Here is a 25,394-nt window from a genome sequence, read left to right as displayed (position 1 = left end):
ACTTTAAGACTACTTCTCCTCATATAGTATAGCATAGCTTTTTTCCGTTGTTGATAAAAAAGTCATTTCCTAATTATTTTTTCAAAAAAAGATAAAATTTCATTTATCTAAAACAACCAAATTAATTCACATTCACCTAAAAAAACGTTACACTGGAAGAAATGAAGGAGGAATACTCGTATGGATATCTCAGTTATCAAAGGAGAAGAAGTCAACACTAAATATGGCATTCACATTGGAAACAAGGCGCCTAAAACGATTGTTGAATTTATTAATTTACGTTGTCCTTTTTGCAAACAATGGTTTACAGAATCAAAAGATACACTAGAAAAAGCTGTCGCTGACGGCAAGGTAAACCGTGTCATAAAACTGCTGGATCACACCAAAGAATCCTTGCAACGTGGAAATGTAATGCACCGTTTTGTTACAGATGATGATCCAAAACAAGCATTAGAAGATATTACGCGTATTTTTGATTCTCAAGACGAGTGGGGCGATTTATCCTTACAAGAAGTAGCTGATTACGCTAGAAATGAACTTGGTTTAACTGAACACAGTCACTTAGACATTGCTGAAGAAATTGTGGAAGAAACACAACGAGTAAATATCACCCTAGTCCCTACAGTGATTCTAGGGGATTACATTTTTGATGAAAACATTGAACGTGAAACATTAATTGATTACATTAATGAATAACTAAAAAAGCTGGGACACCAATTGTCTTCAACAATGATGCACGAAAAAGTCATCACTGCTGGAGACTTTTGTCCCAGCTTTATTTTTTTATCCTACATTTTCTTTTAACTTATCCGCAAATTCGTTGATTTTGCGAATGCGATGGTTAATGCCGGATTTAGAAATTGCACCTGTAGGTAACATCTCTCCTAGTTCTTTTAAACTAATCTCTGGATGTGCCAAACGTAACTCAGCAATTTCTTGTAATTTATCTGGCAGAGCTTTTAACCCGACGCGATCTTCAATAAATTGGATATTTTGAATTTGTTTTGAAGCAGCATCAATCGTTTTATTCATATTCGCTGTTTCGCAATTAACCAAACGATTCACTGAATTTCTCATATCACGAACAATTCGTACATCTTCAAACTTAAGCATAGAATTCGTTGCTCCAATTAAAGTTAGAAAATTAGCGATGTGCTCCGCGCCTTTTAAATAAGAAATATAACCATTTCTTCTTTCTAACGTCCGTGCATTCAAGCCATAGTAATTTAACATCTTACAGATATCTTGATTGTGCGTTTCATAAATAGAATAAATTTCTAAATGATAGCGGCTGGTTTCCGGGTTATTAATCGATCCTGTAGCCATAAAAGCACCTCGTAAATAAGAACGCATCTTCTGTGTGTTTCCCATAATATCATCGCTTACTTGATTATTAAAACCGCCATCCATAATACTCAACTCATCTAAAACACGTTTTGTATCTTGTTTTAAGCGAACAATATACACATTATTTTTCTTTAATTTCATTTTTCGCCTGACCAAAAGTTCGCTACGTACATTAAAGTGATCTTTCAATAAAGAGTAAATTCGTCTTGCGATTGCAGCATTTTCGGTTTGTATATTCAAAACAAGCCGTTGGTTGAACAGGTTAAGTGACCCATTCATGCGAATCAATGCGGCAAGTTCCGCTTTAGCATGCTCTCGATGAACTTCTAGGCTGGTCAGCTCTTTTTTTACATCCGCGGCAAAAGACATGATTGTACTCCTTCCAAATAATTCTCAATTTTTTGCTTCATAGACAATTCGCAACAACTCTTCAGCCACTTTGTCACCGTCATGGAAAACACCACCGTCTCTTAGCTCTAGAAAATCGGTAGACACGACGCGGCAGCCTAAATTTCGTAAACCTTTAAAATCATGCTGTACCTGCAATAAGTACTCGTCGTAAACTTCAAAATTCATGTAGCCATCCGGTACTTTTTCGGTATTAACTAGAACAGTATCAGTAAATGCCTGGCCCAAATGCTCATGTAACACACGCACATGATCAGCATCAGTAAAGCGTTCGGTTTCTCCTTTTTGCGTCATAATATTGCAGATATAAACGGTTTCTGCCTGAGTTTGTAGCATTGCTTCGCCAATTTCTGAGATCATTAAATTAGGTAAAATACTAGTAAACAAACTGCCTGGTCCTAAAACAATCATATCTGCTTCTAAAATGGACGAAACTACCTTTTTGGCTGCTTTAGGTTCGCCATCATTGGCTTGATTTCTAACGGAAACATGATCAATCGTTTTACGATCAAGCGCAATTTTAGACTCCCCTCGCACACTTGTCCCATCTTTAAAATCAGCCTGCAAAATAAGTGGTTCATCTGAAGAAGGATAGATATTGCCTTTAACATGCATCATTTTAGATAACAATTGAATGGCTTCATATGTACTACCACGCATTTCGGACATACCAGCAATAATTAAATTACCTAAAGCGTGATTCGCTAAAAATTTATCTTCTTCTTTAAAGCGATACTGAAAAATATCAGAATAAAGTTTGGGCATATCGGATAAAGCTACTAAAACGTTACGCAAATCTCCCGGTGGTGTAACCGAGGTCACTGAATCACGCAGCTGCCCACTGCTGCCGCCATCATCAGCAACAGTCACAACAGCTGTGATATCAACGCCTTGATTACGTAAACTTTTTAAAATTACCGGTAAGCCAGTGCCACCGCCCATCACGACAACTTTAGGACGTCTAATACGATACGTTTTCATTCTCATGAGCGATTCACCGTCTCTTTCCGTTTATCCTTATCACGATGGGTGATATTCACTTTATAATCTTGCGATAAAACCTGACCAATCCGCTGTGTTAATGCAACCGAACGATGTTGTCCTCCAGTACAACCAATAGCAACTAACAAGTTACTCTTACCTTCTTCCACATAACCCGGCATAATGGTTTGCAATAAAGATAAGAATTGTTGATAAAAACTTTCAGTTGCAGAAAAATTCATCACATAGTCATAAACCGGCTTTTCTAAACCAGTTAGTGGTCGTAGTTCAGCAATATAATGAGGATTAGGTAAAAAGCGTACGTCCATCACGATATCAGCATCGATCGGTAAACCGTATTTAAAGCCAAATGAAACCATTTCGATCCGAAAACCTGTATCATTTGAACTACGGAATTCTTCATTCAATCGTTCTCTTAACTGCCTTGGTGACATATTAGTCGTATCTATAACAATTGACGCATCTGCCTTTAATTCTTCTAATATGGCCCTTTCTTTTCTAATCCCTTCTGTGATAAGCCCATCCATAGCTAGCGGATGAGTACGCCGAGTTTCTTTATAGCGCGAAACTAATTCACTATCGGAAGCGTCTAAAAACAACACCCGGGTATTAATAAAAGAAGTATTTTCAATTTCTACCAGCATAGCTTGAATTTCTTCAAAAAATGATCTTGAACGCAGATCCACTACCAAAGCAATTTTCGTAATTTTGCCGGATTCTTTGATTAATTCCCAAAACTTAGGAATTAAATTAGGCGGCATATTATCTATACAAAAATAACCTAAATCTTCAAAACTCTGGATTGCCACAGTCTTGCCTGCTCCGCTCATACCAGTAATAATAACTAAATCTAAATTGTCGGACATTTTTTTCTCTCCTCGCTCCATCTTTTCCATTCCCTTTATTATAACACGCCTGGCGTATCTTTTCGAATCTTTTTTAAGAATATCTAACGAATCTGCTCATTAAAAAAGAGACTGAAACAACAGACCTCAGCAATGATAAATTTTACAACGAATAGAACTTACTCCTGCTATCTTGTAGAACATCCTCGTAAAAGAACGAATGACCAAAAATAGGAGAGTCTAATTTTCGCAAATCATCGCTAGAAATAGCTTATGTCTCAATCTCTTTAGATTTTCATCTTTGATTTTACAATAATTTTTTTAAATATTGACCAGTATAGCTATCTGGATTGGCCGCAATTTGCTCAGGAGTTCCTGTTGCAATGATCGTCCCGCCGTTTTCTCCGCCTTCAGGACCTAAATCAATCACATGATCGGCAGATTTTATCACATCCAAATTATGCTCAATGACTATTACTGTATTTCCGGCATCAACTAAACGGTCTAATACTTGCAATAATCTAAGTATATCATCGGAATGCAATCCAGTGGTTGGTTCATCAAGGATATAAAAGTTCTTCCCATTTGAGTTTTTGTGTAGCTCACTGGCTAATTTCATTCGTTGAGCTTCACCACCTGATAAGGTCGTTGCTGGTTGCCCTAATTTGACATAACCCAAACCAACATCAACAATTGTTTGTAGTTTCCGTCGAATTTTAGGAATGTTTTGGAAAAAGTCAAATGCATCTTCAATCGTCATATCTAACACTTCGGAGATATTTTTCCCTTTATAATGAACTTCCAAGGTTTCTGAATTATAACGTTTGCCATGGCAAACTTCACAAGGAACATAAACGTCTGGCAGAAAGTGCATTTCAATTTTGATGATGCCATCGCCTTTGCAGGCTTCACAGCGGCCACCTTTAACGTTAAAACTAAAACGCCCTTTTTTGTAGCCACGTACTTTCGCTTCATTCGTCTTGGCAAATATATCCCGAATATCATCAAACACACTGGTATAAGTAGCCGGATTACTACGAGGCGTCCTTCCAATAGGACTTTGATCAATATCGATAATTTTTTCGATATTTTCATAGCCTGTAATCTTTTTAAATTTTCCTGGTTTTTTCGAATTCCGATTCAAACGCTGCGCTAAAGCTTTTTTCAATATTTCATTAATCAGTGTCGATTTCCCTGAACCTGACACACCGGTTACCGTGGTAAATTTTCCTAAAGGGAATTTTACATTGACATTTTTTAAATTATTTTCTTGCGCGCCTGTTATCGAAATATTTTTCTTATTGCCTTTACGTCTTTTTTTAGGTACCGGAATTTCTCGTTTTCCACTGAGATACTCTCCTGTCAAAGAATGATTGTTTGCAGCAACTTGTTCCGGCGTTCCCGAAGCAACAATCTCACCACCATAATCACCCGCACCAGGTCCTACATCAATTAGATAATCAGCTGCACGCATCGTATCTTCATCGTGTTCAACCACAATTAAAGTATTTCCCAAATCTCGCATTTTCTTTAGAGAACCTAACAAACGATCATTATCGCGTTGGTGCAAACCAATTGACGGTTCATCTAAAATATAGAGTACACCAGATAAGTTAGACCCAATCTGTGTGGCTAAACGGATCCGCTGAGCCTCACCGCCGGAAAGTGTGCCGGCCGAACGGCTCAACGTCAAATAATTTAAACCGACATTTTGTAAAAAGCTCAAGCGGTCGTCAATTTCTTTGACGATTGGTTGGGCAATCATTTGTTCTTGTTCTGAAAGCGTAAGATCTTCAACAAATTCAGCTGCATAATTGATCGCCAAATCACTTACTTGACCAATATGTTTTCCATTGACTTTTACACAAAGAGCTTGGTCATTTAAACGATACCCATGACAAAGCTGACAGGTTAATTCAGTCATATATAAGCGCATTTGATCACGAGTAAAGTCGCTGTTGGTTTCATGGTAACGGCGTTTAATATTGACCATAACTCCTTCAAAAGGTACATCCACATCGCGCACACTACCAAAATCATTTTGATAATGAAAATGAAAATGTCTGCCATTAGAGCCATTCAATACAATTTCTTTTTGGTCTTCTGGTAATTTTTCAAAAGGGGTATCCATATCAATCCCAAATTCTTGGCAAGCTTGTTCTAGCATTTGCGGATAATATTGAGAACTAATCGGATTCCAAGGAACAATTGCTCCTTGATGTAAAGTTTTGGTTTGATCAGGAACTACTAAATCAATATCGACTTCCAATTTTATCCCTAAACCATCGCACTCTGGACAAGCTCCAAACGGCGCATTGAAAGAGAAAAGACGCGGTTCTAATTCACCCACCGTAAAACCACAATAAGGACAGGAATAGTGCTCACTAAAAAGCATATCTTCCCCATCGATCACATCGACAATAGCATAACCGTCTGACAAACGTAAGGCTGCTTCAAAAGAATCAAACAATCGAGAGCGAACGCCTTCTTTAATCACGATTCGATCAACCATGATCGCAATGTCGTGTTTTTTGTTTTTTTCTAGTTCAGGCACTTCTGTTATATCATAAATTTCGTTATCAACACGTACCCGTACGTACCCTTCTTTTTGGACTCTTTCTAAAATCTTTTTATGCTGTCCTTTTTTTTGGGTAACTACTGGAGCTAGTAACTGAATTCTACTTCTTTCAGGTAATTCAAGTACCTGATCCACCATTTGTTCAGGCGACTGACTAGTAATTTCCACATGATCATTTGGACAAATAGGATGTCCCACACGAGCATATAGCAAACGTAAATAATCATTAATCTCGGTAACGGTTCCTACTGTTGAACGAGGGTTTTTGCTAGTTGTTTTCTGATCAATCGAAATGGCCGGACTTAAACCATCGATACTATCGACATCCGGTTTATCCATTTGACCTAAAAATTGTCTGGCATAAGAGGATAGACTTTCAACATAACGCCGTTGCCCTTCAGCATACAACGTATCAAAAGCCAAGGAACTTTTCCCTGACCCAGACAAACCCGTGACCACAACCAGTTTATCTCTGGGAATGGTCACATCTACATTTTTTAAATTATGGGCACGTGCTCCATGTATCACAATTTCATCGCTTGACATATTCTCCCCCCGAACTATTAAGCTTTCAATTCTAAAATTGAATCGCGTAAAGTTGCTGCTTTTTCAAAGTCCAATGACTTAGCAGCTTCTTTCATTTCTATTTCTAATTTTCCGACTAAATCTTCTTTTTCATCTTTAGTAAGGTCATCGTAAGATACTTGTTCATTATTTCCTTCTTCAGCAACAGAAGAAATCGAAATTAAGTCACGAATATCTTTTTTAATGGTTTGCGGAACAATTCCATGTTCTTCATTATAAGCTTCCTGAATTTTACGACGACGAGTGGTTTCGTCCATCGCATTTTGCATAGAATCAGTAATTTTATCGGCATACATAACCACTTTACCATCTGCATTTCTAGCTGCCCGCCCCATGGTCTGTACAAGAGAACGCTCACTACGTAGAAATCCTTCTTTATCCGCATCTAATATAGCTACCAGAGAAACTTCAGGTACATCTAAACCTTCTCTTAATAGGTTAATTCCGACTAAAACATCAAATTCACCCAAGCGCAAATTGCGGATAATTTCAGTTCTTTCTAGTGTCTTGATGTCACTATGCAAGTACTTAACTTTTATTCCTAATTCTCTGAAATAATCAGTCAAATCTTCTGCCATTTTTTTGGTCAGCGTCGTAACAAAAACCCGCTCGTTTCTTTCTGTACGTTCGTTAATTTCACCTACCAGATCATCAATCTGTCCCATAATAGGCCGTACTTCAATGAGTGGATCTAACAAGCCTGTCGGTCGAATAATTTGTTCAACAACTGTATCAGTTTGTTCGTACTCATAAGGCCCTGGCGTTGCCGAAACATAAATAATCTGATTCACATGGCTTTCAAATTCTTCTAACCTTAACGGACGGTTATCCAAAGCAGAAGGCAAACGAAAACCATAATCCACCAGCATTTGTTTTCTGGCGCGGTCTCCGTTATACATGCCACGAACTTGAGGCATCGTCACGTGTGACTCATCAATCACGATTAAGAAATCTTCTGGGAAAAAGTCTACAAGTGTATATGGCGGTTCGCCTTCTTTTCTGCCATCCATATGCCTAGAGTAATTTTCAATCCCTGAAGTATATCCTACTTCTCGCAGCATTTCAATATCGTAGTTAGTCCGTTGTTCTAAACGTTGGGCTTCTAACAACTTATTGTCTGCTTTTAAGACAGTCAATCGTGTTTCCAGTTCTTGTTTAATCGAAGCAATCGCTGTTTCCAAATGATCTTCATCGGTCACAAAGTGCGTTGCTGGGAAAATAGAAACATGTTCTGTTTCACTCAAAATTTCACCAGTTAGGGCATCGACTTCACGGATACGATCAATTTCGTCTCCGAAAAATTCAATTCGTAAGGCTCGTTCACCACGTGATGCGGGAAAAACTTCAACCACATCGCCACGCACCCGAAAACGACCCCTTTGGAAATCAATATCATTGCGTTCAAATTGAATATCAATCAATGAACGTAGTAATTCATCTCTTGAAATTTCCATCCCTTGTCGCAAAGAAACAACTTGCTTTTGGTATTCCATAGGAGAGCCTAATCCAAAAATACATGACACCGAAGCCACGACAATCACATCATTACGTTCTAATAATGAACTGGTGGCCGAGTGCCGTAATTTATCAATCTCATCATTAATACTGGAGTCTTTTTCAATATAAGTGTCACTTGATGGCACATAAGCTTCGGGTTGATAATAATCATAGTAACTTACAAAATATTCAACGGCGTTATTAGGGAAAAATTCTTTAAATTCTCCGTATAACTGACCGGCTAGTGTTTTATTATGAGCAATAATTAACGTTGGTTTATTTACGTTTTGGATCACATTAGAAATGGTGTAGGTTTTACCTGTTCCGGTAGCTCCTAAAAGGATTTGAGCTTTTTTATGATCTAACACCCCATCAGTTAATTCTTCAATTGCTTCGGGCTGGTCACCTGACGGTTGGTAATTTGAAACGAGTTCAAATTGATGTGATAGCTCTTTTTCAATCATAAACGTCTTCCTTCTTTCTGGATAAATCTATCCTGCATTGATGATTGCTTTTGCTATACTATTTTAACATACCGAACGTACTTTCGCTATTTTTTTACTTGCGCCTATATTTTTCTTAAAATGTAAGTTTTCCTCACGTAAAATGTCACTTTTTTGCACTATTTTGCATTTTTTATACTTATTTTCTTGCTTTGTTTGAAAAGTTTGATATATAATTTCCTTTATTAAGACAATAAAACGGAAACCTTAATCTTAAAGAATAAAATCTTAGCCCGCCACTTATTAACAATTAAACTTAAATTCCGTTTGCCTCAATTGTCTTTAAAGGAGGAATCATTAAATGAAAAAAAGGACGATACTTATTTCGTTTCTTTCCGTTTTTGTTACTTTATTCTTTTGCGCCAATCAAACAGCTTCAGCCGCAGAAAGAACTTATCAGATTGGGACTGACGTGACATTTGCCCCATTTGAATTTCAGAATGATGAAAATGAATACGAAGGAATCGATATTGACATCTTAAACGCTATTGCAGATGATCAAGGTTTTAAAGTAGATTTGCGCCCTTTAGGTTTTGATAGTTCAGTTCAAGGAGTCCAGTCCAACCAGCTTGATGGTATGATTGCTGGCATGTCAATTACCGATGAACGCGAACAAAGCTTTGACTTTTCCGACCCCTACTTTGATAGTGGTATCCAAATGGCAGTCGCTCAAGGCAATGATGAGATAAAATCTTACAACGATTTATCAGGTAAAACGGTAGGCGCCAAAGTTGGGACTGAAAGTGCAGACTTCTTAGAAGAAAATCAAGATGAATATGATTTTGACGTCAAAAACTATGATGATGCGACGGGTCTTTATGGGGCAGTCAAAAACAACACTGTTGATGCCATTTTTGACGATTATCCAGTGCTAGGATATGCGATCAAGCAAGGCGAAGAATTATCATTAGTAGGCGAACCTGAAGCAGGAAATCCTTATGGCTTCGCTGTCAAAAAAGATCAAAATAAAGAACTCTTAGAAAAATTCAACGCAGGTTTAAAAGATTTAAAAGATTCCGGCGAATATGATGAGATCGTCAACAACTATGTAGAAGCTGATGATGGCACCGAAGAGTCTGGTGAAATGAAAAAAGTAGAACCTGAAAAAGATGAGTATGTAATCGCTAGTGACTCTGCTTTTGCACCGTTTGAATTTCAAAACGAAGAAAATGAGTACATCGGTATCGATGTTGATTTAATGAAACGAGCAGCAGAAATGCAAGGTTTCAATGTTACTTTTAACCATATCGGCTTTTCTGGTGCGGTCCAAGCTGTCGAAGGAGATCAAGCAGACGGCATGATCGCTGGTATGTCAATTACCGATGAACGGGAAGAAACTTTTGACTTTTCTGACCCTTACTTTGAAAGTGGGATCCAATTAGCTGTAGAAGAAGGTAATGATGATGACATCACTTCTTATGAAGACTTAGAAGGAAAAACAGTTGGTGCTAAAGTGGGAACTGAAAGTGCAGACTTCTTAGATGAAAATGAAGATGAATACGGCTTTAACGTGAAATTATATGATGATGCCGACCAATTATATGAGGCTGTTCGGGTCGATGCGATTGACGCTTTGATGGATGATTATCCAGTAATCGGGTATTCAATGGCTCAAGGTCAAGAACTTGAAACACCTATTGAACGTGAATCAGGAGGCGAATACGGTTTCGCTGTTAAAAAAGGTGAAAGTCCCGAACTACTAGAAATGTTTAACGAAGCCTTACAAGAAATGCAGCGAACGGGTGAGTATGACCAAATTATTTCCACTTATATCGATGATAGTGGTAATGCCACAGCAAGTGAATCAGATACAGATGAATCTTCGCTGATTGGTTTAATTAAAAACAATTACAAAGTATTATTAAACGGACTATGGAAAACCATGGCTCTAGCCTTGATTTCTTTTGGTTTAGCATTAATCGTGGGAGTTATTTTTGGGCTCTTTAGTGTTGCACCGATTAAAACGTTGCGGGTTATTGCTTCATTTTACGTAGACGTTGTTCGAGGAATTCCAATGATGGTTTTGGCCTTCTTTATTTTCTTCGGACTATCTGATGCTATTGGTATAACTATTCCTGACTTTACTGCAGGTGTCATTACTTTAACCTTAAACGCTAGTGCTTATATCGCAGAAATTGTCAGGGGCGGAATCAACGCCGTACCAACAGGTCAAATGGAAGCCTCGCGAAGTTTAGGGCTCACCTACAATCGAACCATGCAAAAGATTATTTTACCGCAAGCAGTAAAAATCATGATTCCATCGTTTGTAAATCAATTTGTTATTTCATTAAAAGATACAACAATTATTTCTGTTATTGGTGTGGTAGAACTGTTACAAACAGGAAGAATTATTGTCGCACGTACAATGCAAAGTACCTATGTATATCTGATTATTGCAATCATGTATTTGATAGTAATCACTGCCTTAACGAAATTAGCAAAAGTACTTGAAAAGAAGGTGAAATAAAATGAAGGAAAAAATTTCAGTTGAACATTTAGTCAAAAAATTTGGCGATAACACTGTATTAAATGATATTACAACCTCGATTCAAGAAGGTGAAGTTGTTTGTGTTATTGGACCTTCAGGTTCAGGTAAATCAACTTTTTTACGTTGTTTAAATCGTTTAGAAGAAGCTACCAGTGGTCAAATCGTGATCGATGGTGACCATCTGACAGATAAAAATACGAATATCAATAAAACTCGTCAACACATTGGGATGGTTTTCCAACATTTTAACTTATTTCCCCATCTTTCTGTTCTAGAAAATATTACGTTAGCTCCACTAGACGTAAAGGGTGAAAATAAACAAGAAACTGAAAAACGTGCAGAGGAATTGTTGGAGACAGTTGGTCTATCAGATAAAAAAAATGTCTATCCCGAAAGTCTTTCAGGCGGGCAGAAACAACGGGTTGCTATTGCTCGTGCATTAGCGATGAATCCTGATATTATGTTGTTTGACGAACCAACTTCAGCGTTGGATCCTGAGATGGTCGGAGACGTTTTAAAAGTTATGAAAAAACTTGTGGATCAAGGAATGACCATGGTTATCGTCACCCATGAAATGGGATTTGCTAAAGAAGTTGCCAACCGCGTAATGTTTATCGATGACGGTTACTTTTTAGAAGACGGTAAACCTGAGGAGGTCTTCAATAATCCAAAAAATGAACGAACAAAAGATTTCTTAGACAAAGTATTAAATATTTAAGCGCTAAAAAGGAGTTCTTGTTAAAACGAGAATTCCTTTTTAATTTATGTAATTCATGCAGCCCTTCTTTCTTTTTTCTCTGAGCCATATAGAAAATAGAACCAGCATTTTATTTATCAAGGGACATTGTGCATTGTTCTTTTATTAAAAAGAGTCGATTAGAAAAAAACAAGAAGTGGATAAAGAAATATCAAAACGTTATCCAAAAATAGAATCATGGATAATAAAAGACTAAAACGTTATTCGAGATTGAAAAGATGGAACACGTTTTACGAATTCTTTCTCCGAGAATACGAAGATAAGCAAAGAAAAACTAAATTATTAGCCGAAAACAGCAAAAGATAGATAAAGGAATCGCAAAACGTTATTCAAGAATAGAATCACGGATAATAGAAGACTAAAACGTTATTCGAGATTGAAAAGACGGATAACGTTTTACGAATTCTTTCTCCGAAAAATTCCATCAGCTCAGAAATGGCCCTCATAATGAGGCTTTCTGCCTTTTTAAGCCTGTTATAACGGCAAAGAAAAAGTGGAGATCAGAATGATATCTGACCTCCACTTTTTCTTTTTACTTTTTACCAAAAGCGTCTTTCATTTTATCAAAAAAGCCTTCAGATTGTTGTTCATTGGTACTTTGTCCAGTTAATTCGGCAAAATTTCGTAATGCTTCTTTTTGTTCATCATCCAAATTTTTCGGTGTGATGAGCTTCACTGTTACTTGTTGGTCTCCGGTACTATTTCCTCTCAATCGAGGTGCACCTTTTCCACGTAAGCGGAATTTTGTGTTTGTTTGAGTACCAGCTGGGATTTTTAGTTTAACATCTCCATGAACAGTTGGCACATCTACTTCATCACCTAAAGCAGCTTGTACAAAGTTGATTGGCAATTCATAATAGATTTCTGAACCATCACGATCAAAAATATCACTTTCTGCCACATAAAAGACGACATATAGATCACCATAAGGTCCACCATTTATACCTGCTTCCCCTTGGTTAGCTAGTCTCATTTGTTGGCCATCTTCAACGCCGGCAGGAACAGAAACATTAACACTGTGCGTTTTCTTTTCATGGCCTGTACCATGGCAAGTTTCACAAACTTCTTTAATTTCTTTACCAGTTCCATGACAAACGTCACAAGTTTGGCGTGTCATTACGCGACCAAGCGGTGTTTGTCGTTCAACGTTAATGGTTCCACTTCCCTTACACTTATGACAAGTTTCAGGTTGAGTGCCTGGTTTTGCACCATTTCCACCACAGGTATGACAAACTTCGTTTCTTTTGTACGTAATCTCTGTTTCCTTACCGAAAACACCTTCTTCAAAGGTTAAATTAATTGAATACTGTAGATCGTCCCCTTGTCGAGGTGCATTAGGATCCGCAGATCGGCCACCACCGAAGAAAGATTCAAAAATATCTTCAAAGCCGCCGAAACCGCCAGCGTCTGAGAATCCGCCACCGCCGAAGCCGCCAAATCCACCAGCGCCACCACCACCGTAATTGGGATCAGTGCCTGCATGGCCGTATTGATCATAGGCTGCTCGTTTTTGTGGATCGCTTAAGATTTCATAAGCTTCTGAGATCTCTTTAAATTTCTCTTCTGCATCCTCTTCTTGATTGACGTCTGGATGATATTTTTTGGAAAGCTTACGATATGCCTTTTTGATTTCATCATCTGAAGCCCCTTTTTCTACACCTAAGACTTCATAATAATCACGTTTTGTTGCCATTGGCTTCCCTCCATCTAATACTTTAACAGTCTTCCGTATTTTATCATAAATTATGCAGAAGAAACATTACTTTACTAAAATACTTAAAAGAAAAAGACTCGTTCACTGTTTAGCAGTCAACATTTCAAAAGAAAAAGCCAAAGTGGATGACTTTGGCTTTTTCCCGAACAACGAAATTATTTATCGTCATCATCTACTTCTTCAAAATCTGCATCCACTACGTCATCATCACTGGAAGTATTAGAAGCATCATCTGAACCTTGTTCTCCTTGTTGTTCTTGTGCTGCTTGTTCGTACATCTTAACACTCAAGTTTTGTACAATTTCATTCAATGCATCACGTTTAGTTTTCATTTCTTCTATATCATCAGCTTCTACTGCAGCTTTTAGTTCATCGCGTGCTGTTTCAGCTTTTTTGACTTCTTCTTCATCAACTTTACCGTCAAGTTCACTCAATGTTTTGTCTACAGTGAATAACAATGTTTCTACATCGTTACGTAGGTCAGCCTCTTCCTTACGTTCTTCGTCAGCTTCAGCATTTGCTTCAGCATCTTTAACCATGCGATCAATTTCATCATCTGATAGACCTGAAGAAGATTGAATGGTAATTTTTTGTTCTTTTTGTGTGCCTAAGTCTTTAGCAGAGACATTTACAATACCGTTTTTATCGATATCAAATGAAACTTCAATTTGTGGCACACCTCGTGGAGCAGCCGGAATATCTGTCAATTGGAAACGTCCCAATGTCTTGTTATCAGCTGCCATTGGACGTTCACCTTGTAATACGTGAATATCTACGGCAGGTTGATTATCAGCTGCGGTTGAGAATACTTGCGATTTGCTAGTTGGGATCGTAGTATTACGATCAATTAACTTAGTAAATACACCGCCCATTGTTTCAATTCCCAATGATAGAGGCGTTACATCAAGTAGGACAACATCTTTAACGTCCCCGCTAATAACACCGCCTTGGATAGCTGCACCCATTGCAACAACTTCATCTGGGTTTACAGATTTGTTTGGTTCTTTACCTGTTTCTTTACGTACTGCTTCAACAACAGAAGGAATACGAGTCGAACCACCAACCAAGATCACTTGGTCTACATCAGATTGAGATAGTCCAGCATCCTTCAAGGCTTGACGTACTGGTTCTTTAGTGCGATCAACTAAACTGCTAGTCAATTCATCAAATTTAGCACGTGTCATGTTCATTTCTAAGTGAAGTGGGCCATCTTCGCCTGCTGTGATAAATGGTAAGCTGATTTGTGTACTTGAAACACCTGATAAGTCTTTCTTAGCTTTTTCAGCAGCATCTCTTAAACGTTGTAAAGCCATTTTATCTTTGCTTAAATCAATACCATTTTCTTTCTTGAATTCACTAACCATGTAGTCAATGATTTTGTCATCAAAGTCGTCCCCACCTAGTTTATTATCACCGGCAGTTGACAATACATCGAAGACACCATCGCCTAATTCTAAGATGGATACGTCAAAAGTACCGCCACCAAGGTCAAATACTAAGATTTTTTCATCTTGTTCAGTTTTATCTAAACCATAAGCCAAAGCAGCTGCAGTTGGTTCATTGACAATCCGTTCAACTTCTAGCCCTGCAATCTTACCAGCATCTTTGGTTGCTTGACGTTGAGAGTCATTAAAATAAGCTGGAACTGTAATAACAGCTTTTGCTACATCTTCACCTAAATAATCTTCAGAAAAACCTTTAATGTATTGCAAGATCATTGCTGAAATTTCTTGTGGTGTATAAGATTTGCCGTTTGCTTCAACTTTATAACCATCTTCACCAATATGACGTTTGATGGAAGAAATAGTATCTGGGTTAGTAACTGCTTGACGCTTTGCTACTTCGCCCACTTGGATTTCACCATTTTTAAATGAAACAACAGAAGGTGTTGTACGGTTTCCTTCTGGATTTGTGATGATTTTTGATTCGCCGCCTTCTAAGACTGAAACGGCTGAATTTGTTGTACCTAAGTCAATACCAATTATTTTACTCATATTATAATCTCCCTTGTAATTTTATCATTCATTTAATATTGAAATAATCTAATTTTATTGTGCGACAACTACCATACTGGCCCGAAGTACGCGGTCATAAAGTTTATAGCCTTTTTGCAATACTTGTACCACGGTTTCTGCCGTGTGTTCTTCTGTCGCAGGAACAGTTTGTACTGCTTGATGCAGTGTAGGATCAAACGTTGCTCCTTGTGCAGGAATTTCTTCAATTCCTTCTTCTTGCATAGCAAAACGTAAACTTTCTAAGGTCATTTCTACGCCCTTTTTCAAACTTTCATTTTGCTCGCCTTCGACTTCAGTTGCTAGTGCGCGTTCCAAGTTATCAAGTGCAGGTAATAGTTTCTTTCCTAAATCCTGTGAACGATACTTCTGTAACATCTGTCTTTCATTACGAAAACGATTGTTCATATTAGTAACTTCGGCCGAAGCACGAAGGTATTTATCTTCCATTTCATTAAGTTGAGCTTTTAAATCCTCAACTTCAGAAACAGGCTGAACATTTTCGTTATCAATTTCTTCAACTGTTTCATTAGCTTCAGTTGATTCATTTTCGTTGGTTTCAGCAGAAAATGCTTCTTCTACTTCTTCTGCCTTCTTTTCTTTATCAGACAATCATCTAACATCCCTTCTATATAAATAATTGACAATTCACGCAGATTATCCGAATGAATCAATCGAACGATAATAATCATCCAGTGTTACTGCTAATTCTTGACGAAATACATCAAGTAAACTAAACATTTTAGAATACGGCATACTAGCCGAACCTAATAATGCGATTGTACCACTGCCATGACCCTGGATCTCATAATTAGCTTGCATCAAGCTCATACCGCTCAATAAGTCGTTCCCTAGCTCTGAACCGATTCGTACTTGGATCGGCTGATCCTTTGCACTCAATAATCCATTCAACTGTTCCGAATTTTCCATAAATAAATACATGGCTTTAAATTGATCGATATCTTGAATTTGGTCAGAATTTAAAAGATTCATCTGACCCCCTACAAAAATCTTTTCTTCAAAAGCTTCCCCCAACATACTGTTGAATAAATCAAGAATTCCTTCAGTGGTTTGGAAATATTTATGAAGAATCATTGGAATCTCGGTCCTTAAGCGTTGGTAAACTGTCAGTAAAGGTTCACCAATTAATTTATCATTGATGATTCGTACAATTTTTTCAAGATCTTCACTCTCTATACTTTTAGGGATCGAAAAGACTTGGTTTTCAACATTGCCTTTATCAGTTACAATGATTGCGATCACTTGCCGATTATTTAACGGAATCATCTTAAAACCTGTCAACCTTCTATTTTTTACATCCGGACCAATAGATAGCGCCGTATAGCTAGTCAGTCGGGAAAGAATTTTGGCTGATTGTTCAATAATATCATTGATCTCATGAAAATCTTTTCCTAAGGACTGACGAATAACATTTACTTCGCTTTCCTTTAGTCTTTCTGGTTCTAAAAGATGGTCAACATAATAACGATAGCCGTTTAATGAAGGGGTACGTCCTGAAGAAGAATGTGTTTTTATCAAAAGCCCATATTCTTCGAGGGTCTTCATTTCGTTTCTAATCGTGGCTGAACTAGCTGCGATCCCTTCTTCCATCAGGGTTTTAGATCCGACTGGCTTTCCTAAATTTGTATAATTATGAATAATCAGATGCAAGATATCATCTTGTCTTTGCGTCAACAAATTTATCACCTTCTAATTAGCACTCCTTCTATCTAAGTGCTAATACGATTATTAATATATCATAAATATCAGAGATGTCAAGAGGAAATGCTCAAAAAATTAGCACTCTTTATATTAGAGTGCTAATTATTGGAAAATAATCGAAAAACTACCTATTCTTACGATAAATTATGATAAACTATGGGCGAACTAAACATTACTTAAGGAGTCATTCGACCATGCAAAAAGAACGGCAAAATACGTCCTGTTACATCCATATTCCTTTTTGCGAACATATTTGCTTTTATTGCAACTTTAATAAAGTATTCTTAAAAGGGCAACCTGTCGATGAATATATTCAAGGGTTATTAAAGGAAATACAGCTAACACTTAATACACATCCCACCGATACTAGTGAAACAATCTATATTGGCGGTGGCACACCAACTTCTTTATCTGCCAGCCAGTTAGATGTTTTGCTTAGCGGTATTACGCAATTACTCCCAGTTGCAACCACCAAGGAATTTACCATTGAAGCTAATCCCGGCGATTTAACACAAGAAAAACTTGACGTCATCAAAAACTACGGTATTAATCGACTTTCAATGGGCGTACAAACATTTAATGACCGCCTTTTAAGAAAAATTGGGCGCAAGCATACAGCTGCAGACGTGTATGAAACCTTAAAATTAATCGAAAAAAATCAAATTGATAATGTTTCAATTGATTTAATCTATGCGCTACCCGGACAAAGCTTTGAGGATTTCCGTAATACTTTGCAAAAAGCCATCGCATTCGATTTACCGCATTACGCTATGTATTCATTAATTTTAGAAAATAAAACCATGTTTATGAATTGGGTTCGTAGAGGGCGAATTGAACTGCCCGAACAAGAAGAGGAAGCAAAAATGTTTGAGCTAGCCATCGAAGAGATGGAAAAAGCGGGTTTTTCTCATTATGAAGTGAGTAACTTTGCAAAAAAAGGTTGTGAATCAAAGCACAATTTAGTTTATTGGAATAATGAGCATTATTATGGCTTTGGCGCTGGAGCAAGCGGTTATTTAGGTCAATCGCGCTATAAAAACTTCGGCCCCATCCAACATTATTTACAACCCTTACGTGAGAATCAACTACCTGTTATTGAAACAGAAAATCTCACAATACAAAATCAAATGGAAGAAGAATTATTTTTAGGTTTGCGAAAACAAGAAGGAGTTTCCTTAACTCACTTTAGAGAAAAATTTAACCAAGAACTTACCGCATTATATCGTCAAGTTCTGCCCGGCTTATTTGCTGAGCAACTATTGACCTGTGAAAACAACCATCTTAAGTTAACCAAAAAGGGCTTGTTTTTAGGTAATGAAGTATTTGAAAAATTCTTGTTAACTTAAAAAAACGAAAATCACTCAATACTTTTTAACAGCAGATTCATTTTCGTTTTCTTTGAGCTGTTGACACAAAAAGGAGCTGTGACATAAGTAAAAACAAGTCAAAAATATACGAACTATAGAGAGCTTGCTCCTGCGGTTACTCGTCGCACAAAATACTGCTCCTGCGGTTACTCGTCGCACAAATCACTGCTCCTGCGGTTACTCGTCGCAAATCCACAATGATTAGCAGATCTCAATAAATATAGTTCGGATATTTTAATATCAAAAGGACTTATGTCACAGCTCCTATTTATCTAGTCTCTTTTTCCAATCTTTCGTTTCACCAAATTCACTTATTTTTCATATAGCTTTTTTACGAATTCCACCTTGTTTTCTGATTCTCCAAATGGTTAAGAGTAAAGCAATCAAACAAATTAAGGCAGAACCTAGGAAAGTAACTTTCATCCCGTAAATAAACACATCTGCTCGTCCTGGAATATAAGTGGTAACTTTCTCTCCCATCTTCATGCTCATTGCGTGATATAAAATCGTTGTCGAAAAAGCAATACCGACGACCATCCCGAAATTCCGCGCAAATGAATTCATACTACCTGCTACGCCTAAATTTCCTTTTGCTACACTACTCATAATCATTGTATTGTTGGGTGATTGAAATAATGAATTACCTAATCCCATAATTGCGGTTGCTAAAATGTAATACCAGATGGGGGTATCAACTTCCATAAACACATACATTAGTTGCGTAATTACCAGTAGACTCAAACCTAACAGAACAAGCAACTCACTGCCGATTTTATCAGTTAAATAACCACTAATAGGTGAACCAATCACCATGAGAAATGGAAAGGTCATCATCAAAAATCCGGCATAGCTAGGGCTCATCCCCCGAGCGTTTTGCAAATAAAAAGGGATAATTACATTAACAAAAAAATTAGATGAAAAAATTAGTAAAGCACTGAATAAGCTCATAGTAAATATTTTATTGTTAAAAATAGAAAAAGTAATTAACGGCAATTGAATTCTTTTTTCTATGGATAAGAACAAAATAAACGTTACTACAGCTAATGCAAATAAAAATAACGGCAATGAAGCGCTAAATCCTTGCTCTTGTCCAAGAAAAACGCCGCCAAACAATGAGAGAATGAATAATGAAAAACTTAAAAAGCCAACTTTATCGATCTTTTGGCCACTTTTGGTAATATCTTTAGGCAAGAATTTTTCACCAATTAACATAGTGATGATCCCTACAGGAACATTGATCCAAAATATGTACTGCCAAGATAATTGCGCTAAAATAAGTCCCCCTAGCCCAGGTCCTGCAATTGCTCCTAGTGACACAAATGCGCCAATCGAACCTAACGCACGTCCTCGTTCTTCCAGCGGAAATACTTCTGTTATGATTCCTGTATTGGTCGCCATTGTCATACTTGCACCGACAGCTTGAACCACCCGAGCAAATAATAGAAAGGCTAAAGACTGATTGAAACCGCATAATAAAGAACCAATAGTAAATATCAATGTCCCAATTCGATAAACTTTAATTTTGCCAAAGCTGTCCCCTACTTTCCCAAATAAAAGTAAACAAGAACAAACCATCATCAAATAAATGGAGACAATCCATTCAGATTGGTTCATAGGCACCGTCAAATCATTTGAGATCGTCGGCAAAGCGATGTTTACAATACTACCGTCTAATGTTGACATAAAGGTAAACATAGAGACTGAGACTAAAATCCACCAACGATTTTTCTGGACCTTTTGATCTTCTTGAAAGCTATTCATATAAAACTTCCTCCCTTACAATACTTACCATTATATGAAAACTTTCATTTTTTTCCTAGTAAAATTTGAAAAAACGATCATTTTTATTTGAAATTTTTCTTAAATTAGAAGAAAATATAAGGTATAAGAAAATGGAGGTATTAAATTAGCTATGTTAGAAAAAGAAATTTACAATCAGTTATTCAAACAGTCTTTTTCAAAAAAGACTGAAGTTACCTATTGGAATGGTAAAGTAAAAACGTATGGAGAAGAAAATGGTGAACCAGCCTTCAAAATCAAATTCAATACAAAAGTTCCCATTAAAACAATTCTAGATAATGCCTCTTTAGCGCTGGGAGAAGCGTATATGAATAAAGATATTGAAATTGAAGGAAGTATTCAAGATTTAATTTATGACGTATATAATCAAGCAGAAGGTTTTCTACGTAATAATAAATTTAAAAAATGGATGCCTTCTTCAGAGAAACATACAAAAGATCAATCTAAAAACGATATCGAAAGTCATTATGATTTAGGGAATGACTTTTATAATTTATGGTTAGATCCTACCCTTACTTATTCATGTGCTTATTTCAAAACGCCCGAGGATACCTTAGAACAAGCGCAAATCAATAAAGTACATCATATCTTAGATAAACTCTTTATCAACGAAGGGGATACTTTGCTTGATATTGGTTGCGGTTGGGGTACTTTAATTTTTGCCGCAGCAAAACAATATCATGTCAAAGCAACGGGGATTACTTTAAGTCACGAACAATATGAACATATACAAGATAAAATCAAAGCAGAGCATTTAGAAGATAGCGTTCGAGTCCAATTAATGGATTACCGTGATATTAAAGAACAATATGATCACGTAACCAGCGTTGGGATGTTTGAACATGTCGGTTCAGAAAATCTTCCTGAGTATTTTGACGTTGTAAAACGTGCATTAAAACCAAAAGGAACTGCTCTAATTCATGGTATTAGTCGTCAACAAGGTGGCGCTAAAAATGCCTGGATTAATAAGTATATTTTCCCAGGTGGCTATATTCCTGGAGTAACCGAATTAGTAAATAACATTACAGACAATAATTTACAATTAATCGACTTAGAAAGCCTACGTCGCCATTATCAAAAAACGTTGGAACATTGGGATCAAAACTTCCATGATGTTAAAGATGAGGTCTTGCAACAAAAAAATGAAACTTTCTATCGCATGTGGGACTTATACTTACAAGCTTGTGCGGCATCCTTTCAATCAAGTAATATCGATGTAGTACAATATTTATTAGTTCATCCAAATAATAATGATTTTCCCATGCATCGAAATGTTTAAAATAAGCAAAAATCTCCGAGCGAAAGAAATAGTTCGCTCGGAGATTTTTTGCATTCTTTTATAAACTTTCAACGGATTACCAGATCCTAGTACTTACCAACCACCGGAAGCACCGCCGCCTCCAGAGGCACCGCCACCAAATGAACCTCCGCCGAATCCACCGCCAAAACCGCCACCGCCGCGGCCACGACCTTTGGATGATCTAGGGTTATAAGCTGACGAAGCATAATGAGCAGTTAGAATTAACCCGCGATAATCATATAAAGTATCGCCGACTAACACACGCCGACCCATTTTTCGCCCTGAAGGATACTTGTGTAAAAGTCTGCCTATATCCCTATTTTTCAATACATGACGGTAAGTTTGCCAATAAACCATGCCATAAAAAAGTAAACCATACAAACTAAGGTGTTTAATTTTTTCGGCTGCTTGATCTGCTGGTATACGATTATCTTCAATAGTATTAGAAAACTCTTTATAATCATTTGCAAGCAGTTTTCTAGTTTTCATTGTTCCTATAAAATACAAAAGAACCGCTACGAACAAAATAGCTACAATTACAATCGGAATAAGATAGATGAAAGGTAGGATTTGCAAGCGCTCTTGATAATAATTAATTCTACTATCTTCATAAGGCGTCGCAGAATTAATGTAGTCAGCAACCAGGTCAGTAGTTTGCATGACACCTTCTGAATAGTTCTCGTCCTGATAATCTTCTACTACTTCGTCATTATCAATAATTTCCTGACTATTGGCGTCTGTCAAAGTGTCTTCAAAACCGTAGCCCACTTCCAACCTGGCTTCTTGTTCAGAAACTGACATCACATATAAAACGCCGTTATCTTCTTCATCATTTCCTATACCTAATGTATTAAAAATATCTGTTGCATATCTTTCAATATCTGTGTCACTAGGTAACTGGTTAAGAGTTACCACCATAAATTGTGCGCCATTGGCATTTTCATCCAACTGTCGATTCAGGTCATAGATTTTCTGTTTAGCTTGACTAGACAAAACCTCCGCATTATCAGAAACAAATATATTATTACGATCAATCGCAATAGTACTATCTCCATCTCCTATATCGGCTTCGTAATAATCAGCTTGTGGGTTGTATTCATTAGCATATTGTTCTTCTTGCGCTTGTAGTGTATCTTCAAATGAAGTTGAACCCTGAGCGTCAATTTGTTCTTCTTTTTCCTCTTTTTGGGCCTGAAAGCCGTTAATTTGTTGGGTATAGCGTTGCTCAGTTACATTCTTTTGATTATTCAACAGCGGGATACCAAAAACAAAAAATAATAGGCTCAACAATATAAACAAGCTACATAGGATAACATAAAAGTTATTCAAGCGTTTGAAACGTTGATAATAATTATGAATATTTTTTATTGTGTTTTTAGTTAAATGTGAATCGTTGACCTCTTTCATGCCTAAAAGCCCCCCTTACTCACTTGTATCAATATCAAAGTCGACTTCGGGAACTTCTTGTGCACCTTCCTCTGCTTCAAAGTTATCCTTTCTATCAAAATTGAATAGATTAGCGACCAAATTATTTGGGAAACGTACGAGCAATTGATTATATTCATTAACAGATTGAATGTATCGTCTACGTTCTGTTGAAATACGGTTTTCTGTGCCTTCAAGTTGCGACATTAATGTTTGAACATTATCATTTGAACCAAGTTCAGGGTAGTCTTCTCTAATGACATTCACCATAGTTGAAAGTTCTCCAGATAATTCATCGTTGGCTGCAACGGTTTCTTCAGGCGTATCTGCCTCATTATAAGATTGTCTAGCTTCAGCAATATTACCAAAAATTTCTTGTTCTTGACTCATACTGCCTTGCACCGATTCTACTAAGTTGGGCACAAGATCTGCTCTTCTTTGCATTACATTTTCCACTTGCGACCAACTCGCATCAACATTATTTTCAGCTGAAGCTAATCGATTATATGTCAGAACAGTTGGTACAGCAATAACGAAAATCACTGCTGCGATAATTAATAATAAGAGATTTCGGTTTCTTTTATCCAATTTTAAATCACCCTCCTTGTGAGCGTTTCACACTTAATTTTACCATAAAATAACATATACCACAAAAGCGGTTAGCAATATTTTTTGACAAGTCAGCCTCTATGACTTAGGCTTAAGTTAACACCAGGATAACAACAAGGAGGACGACAACTATGGAAGAAACCATCTTTTTTAACCGCGGTAATGCTTTGACATCAACAGTCGACCAAGAAGAACTGATGAAAAAAGTTCAAATCGAAAAAGACAAACGCGGGCTCGATAATAAATTAGTCGTTGTGCAAGATAACAGTGGCAAATACTTACTGTTTGATTTTTCCGACGCTGATTCTGAAAATGACCAAGCAACCGAATTTCAAGTAAAGCAAGTGATTAAAAATGAGGAATCATCTGAATAAAAAAGAGTGGCAACAGAAGTTTTAATTTAACTTTTGTGGCCACTCTTTTTTTACGAGTTATTTATTTAAGTAGGGGCTAACTAAGTACTCCCCCCATTTTTACTATTTTCCATCAATTCTTCATCGTCATAAAATAGCAACGTGTATCTGTTTCGTCATTCTTTAACTGTTGGACTAATTCGTCTGCACTGTTAAATGCCACTTGATCACGCAAAAGGTGATTCCAACGCACGCTAACTTGTTCGCCATAAATATCTTGCGCAAAGTCTAAAATGTATACTTCAACTGTTAACTGTCGGCCTTTTTCAAAAGTATCGTTATGACCAATGGAACCCATTGCAGGATACCACTTATTTCCTACTTTAATTTCAGAAGCATAAACCCCTTCTTTGGGTAAACGTGTAGTACTTTCAGTTTTGATATTAGCAGTAGGAAAGCCTAAAGTACGTCCTCTAGCATCGCCATGAACGACTGTTCCATCAATTTCATAGGTGTAACCTAACAAACTAGCAGCCGTTTCCATATCACCTTGGTCCAAACTTTCTCTGATGCGCGTCGAACTTACTTTGCTGCCATCTTGTGTTTCTTTAGAAACAGCTACCACTTCAAAACGTCCTTTGGAATATTGCGGAAGATGATTCATATCTGCCACATCTTTAGGACCATATGTATAGTCAAAACCAGCAACAGCATATTTTGCATGTAAATCAACAATATATTGATCTACAAACGCCTGCGGACTTAAACTTGCGAATAAAGAAGTGAACTCTACAACATATAAATAATCTACTCCTAAATTCGCCATTAATTGATTTTTCTGTTCTAAATTAGTTAAATACTTCATTTCATTTGGTTTCACCTTTTGAAAAACAATGGAAGGATGTTGGTTAAAGGTCATTACTGCCAACTTTAATCCTTGTTTATCCGCAATTTTTCTACCAGTTTCAATCACTTTTTGATGGCCTTTATGCACACCATCAAAAAAACCTAACACTAAAACAACATCCTCATCAGGGACTATATCTTTTGTATAAGGATGTCTAAATTCAATGACTTTCATA

Annotated in this window: 19 protein-coding genes; 6 read left to right on the top strand and 13 right to left on the bottom strand. The window is 37.0% G+C overall.

The genetic code is table 11. The features are described 5' to 3' along the window. The first annotated feature begins 180 nt into the window (after window positions 1–180). Complete coding sequence (locus C7K43_RS02735; protein ID WP_124005448.1) at window positions 181–696, top strand: thioredoxin domain-containing protein; 516 nt, start codon at window positions 181–183, stop codon at window positions 694–696. Between the two features lie 87 nt (window positions 697–783). Here C7K43_RS02735 and whiA read toward each other — a convergent pair whose 3' ends face one another. From whiA to uvrB, 5 genes are all read right to left on the bottom strand, one after another. Further along, entirely contained in the window at window positions 784–1,716 is a 933-nt protein-coding gene (whiA, locus tag C7K43_RS02730) for a DNA-binding protein WhiA (RefSeq protein WP_124005447.1), read from the bottom strand. 24 nt (window positions 1,717–1,740) lie between these two features. Beyond that, window positions 1,741–2,742, bottom strand: coding sequence for a gluconeogenesis factor YvcK family protein (locus C7K43_RS02725; RefSeq protein ID WP_124005446.1), 1,002 nt, complete (start codon window positions 2,740–2,742; stop codon window positions 1,741–1,743). Further along, entirely contained in the window at window positions 2,739–3,623 is an 885-nt protein-coding gene (rapZ, locus tag C7K43_RS02720) for an RNase adapter RapZ (protein WP_124005445.1), read from the bottom strand. Before rapZ ends, C7K43_RS02725 begins: the two co-directional genes overlap by 4 nt. Before the next feature lie 286 nt (window positions 3,624–3,909). Then, the gene (uvrA, locus tag C7K43_RS02715) at window positions 3,910–6,726 is read right to left on the bottom strand and encodes an excinuclease ABC subunit UvrA (protein ID WP_124005444.1); all 2,817 of its coding nucleotides are present in this window, start codon (window positions 6,724–6,726) and stop codon (window positions 3,910–3,912) included. A 17-nt stretch (window positions 6,727–6,743) separates the two neighbouring features. Further along, window positions 6,744–8,726 (bottom strand): excinuclease ABC subunit UvrB, encoded by a 1,983-nt coding sequence (uvrB, locus tag C7K43_RS02710; RefSeq protein ID WP_124005443.1) that lies wholly within the window; start codon window positions 8,724–8,726, stop codon window positions 6,744–6,746. Window positions 8,727–9,066: 340 nt separating this feature from the next. Between uvrB and C7K43_RS02705 the strand changes: the two genes are divergently transcribed. Beyond that, a complete protein-coding gene (locus C7K43_RS02705; protein WP_124005442.1) occupies window positions 9,067–11,232 on the top strand; it encodes an amino acid ABC transporter substrate-binding protein/permease in 2,166 nt (721 codons plus the stop codon). A 1-nt stretch (window position 11,233) separates the two neighbouring features. Further along, on the top strand, window positions 11,234–11,971 hold the full coding sequence (locus C7K43_RS02700; RefSeq protein WP_124005441.1) for an amino acid ABC transporter ATP-binding protein: 738 nt from the start codon (window positions 11,234–11,236) through the stop codon (window positions 11,969–11,971). A gap of 571 nt (window positions 11,972–12,542) precedes the next feature. On the opposite strand, the gene dnaJ is transcribed toward C7K43_RS02700, so the two are convergent. The 4 genes from dnaJ to hrcA all read right to left on the bottom strand — a co-directional run bounded on the left by dnaJ (window position 12,543) and on the right by hrcA (window position 17,434). Further along, window positions 12,543–13,703 carry a molecular chaperone DnaJ gene (gene dnaJ / locus C7K43_RS02695; protein ID WP_124005440.1) on the bottom strand — a complete coding sequence of 387 codons (1,161 nt, stop codon included), beginning with the start codon at window positions 13,701–13,703 and terminating at the stop codon, window positions 12,543–12,545. 176 nt (window positions 13,704–13,879) lie between these two features. Further along, window positions 13,880–15,718, bottom strand: a complete 1,839-nt coding sequence (gene dnaK, locus C7K43_RS02690; protein WP_124005439.1) for a molecular chaperone DnaK — start codon at window positions 15,716–15,718, stop codon at window positions 13,880–13,882. 54 nt (window positions 15,719–15,772) lie between these two features. Beyond that, window positions 15,773–16,348, bottom strand: a complete 576-nt coding sequence (grpE, locus tag C7K43_RS02685) for a nucleotide exchange factor GrpE (RefSeq protein WP_124005438.1) — start codon at window positions 16,346–16,348, stop codon at window positions 15,773–15,775. A 45-nt stretch (window positions 16,349–16,393) separates the two neighbouring features. Next, the gene (gene hrcA / locus C7K43_RS02680; RefSeq protein ID WP_124007228.1) at window positions 16,394–17,434 is read right to left on the bottom strand and encodes a heat-inducible transcriptional repressor HrcA; all 1,041 of its coding nucleotides are present in this window, start codon (window positions 17,432–17,434) and stop codon (window positions 16,394–16,396) included. Between the two features lie 218 nt (window positions 17,435–17,652). Between hrcA and hemW the strand changes: the two genes are divergently transcribed. Next, a complete protein-coding gene (gene hemW / locus C7K43_RS02675) occupies window positions 17,653–18,804 on the top strand; it encodes a radical SAM family heme chaperone HemW (RefSeq protein ID WP_124005437.1) in 1,152 nt (383 codons plus the stop codon). A 339-nt stretch (window positions 18,805–19,143) separates the two neighbouring features. Here hemW and C7K43_RS02670 read toward each other — a convergent pair whose 3' ends face one another. Next, the gene (locus C7K43_RS02670) at window positions 19,144–20,586 is read right to left on the bottom strand and encodes an MFS transporter (RefSeq protein ID WP_124005436.1); all 1,443 of its coding nucleotides are present in this window, start codon (window positions 20,584–20,586) and stop codon (window positions 19,144–19,146) included. A gap of 151 nt (window positions 20,587–20,737) precedes the next feature. On the opposite strand from C7K43_RS02670, the gene C7K43_RS02665 reads away from it, so the two are divergent. Continuing rightward, complete coding sequence (locus C7K43_RS02665) at window positions 20,738–21,904, top strand: SAM-dependent methyltransferase (protein ID WP_124005435.1); 1,167 nt, start codon at window positions 20,738–20,740, stop codon at window positions 21,902–21,904. Between the two features lie 93 nt (window positions 21,905–21,997). On the opposite strand, the gene C7K43_RS13295 is transcribed toward C7K43_RS02665, so the two are convergent. Next, a complete protein-coding gene (locus C7K43_RS13295) occupies window positions 21,998–23,332 on the bottom strand; it encodes a TPM domain-containing protein (protein ID WP_124005434.1) in 1,335 nt (444 codons plus the stop codon). A gap of 15 nt (window positions 23,333–23,347) precedes the next feature. Then, the gene (locus C7K43_RS02655; RefSeq protein ID WP_124005433.1) at window positions 23,348–23,938 is read right to left on the bottom strand and encodes a LemA family protein; all 591 of its coding nucleotides are present in this window, start codon (window positions 23,936–23,938) and stop codon (window positions 23,348–23,350) included. 152 nt (window positions 23,939–24,090) lie between these two features. On the opposite strand from C7K43_RS02655, the gene C7K43_RS02650 reads away from it, so the two are divergent. Further along, a complete protein-coding gene (locus C7K43_RS02650; RefSeq protein ID WP_124005432.1) occupies window positions 24,091–24,333 on the top strand; it encodes a hypothetical protein in 243 nt (80 codons plus the stop codon). Between the two features lie 112 nt (window positions 24,334–24,445). Here the strand turns inward: C7K43_RS02650 and ribF are convergent, their stop codons facing one another. After that, window positions 24,446–25,393, bottom strand: coding sequence for a riboflavin biosynthesis protein RibF (ribF, locus tag C7K43_RS02645; RefSeq protein WP_124005431.1), 948 nt, complete (start codon window positions 25,391–25,393; stop codon window positions 24,446–24,448). Window position 25,394: the final 1 nt, after the last annotated feature.

This window comes from Tetragenococcus koreensis, from assembly GCF_003795145.1.
GTDB classification, from domain to species: Bacteria; Bacillota; Bacilli; order Lactobacillales; family Enterococcaceae; genus Tetragenococcus; species Tetragenococcus koreensis.
This window is presented reverse-complemented; position numbering and strand designations above follow the sequence as displayed.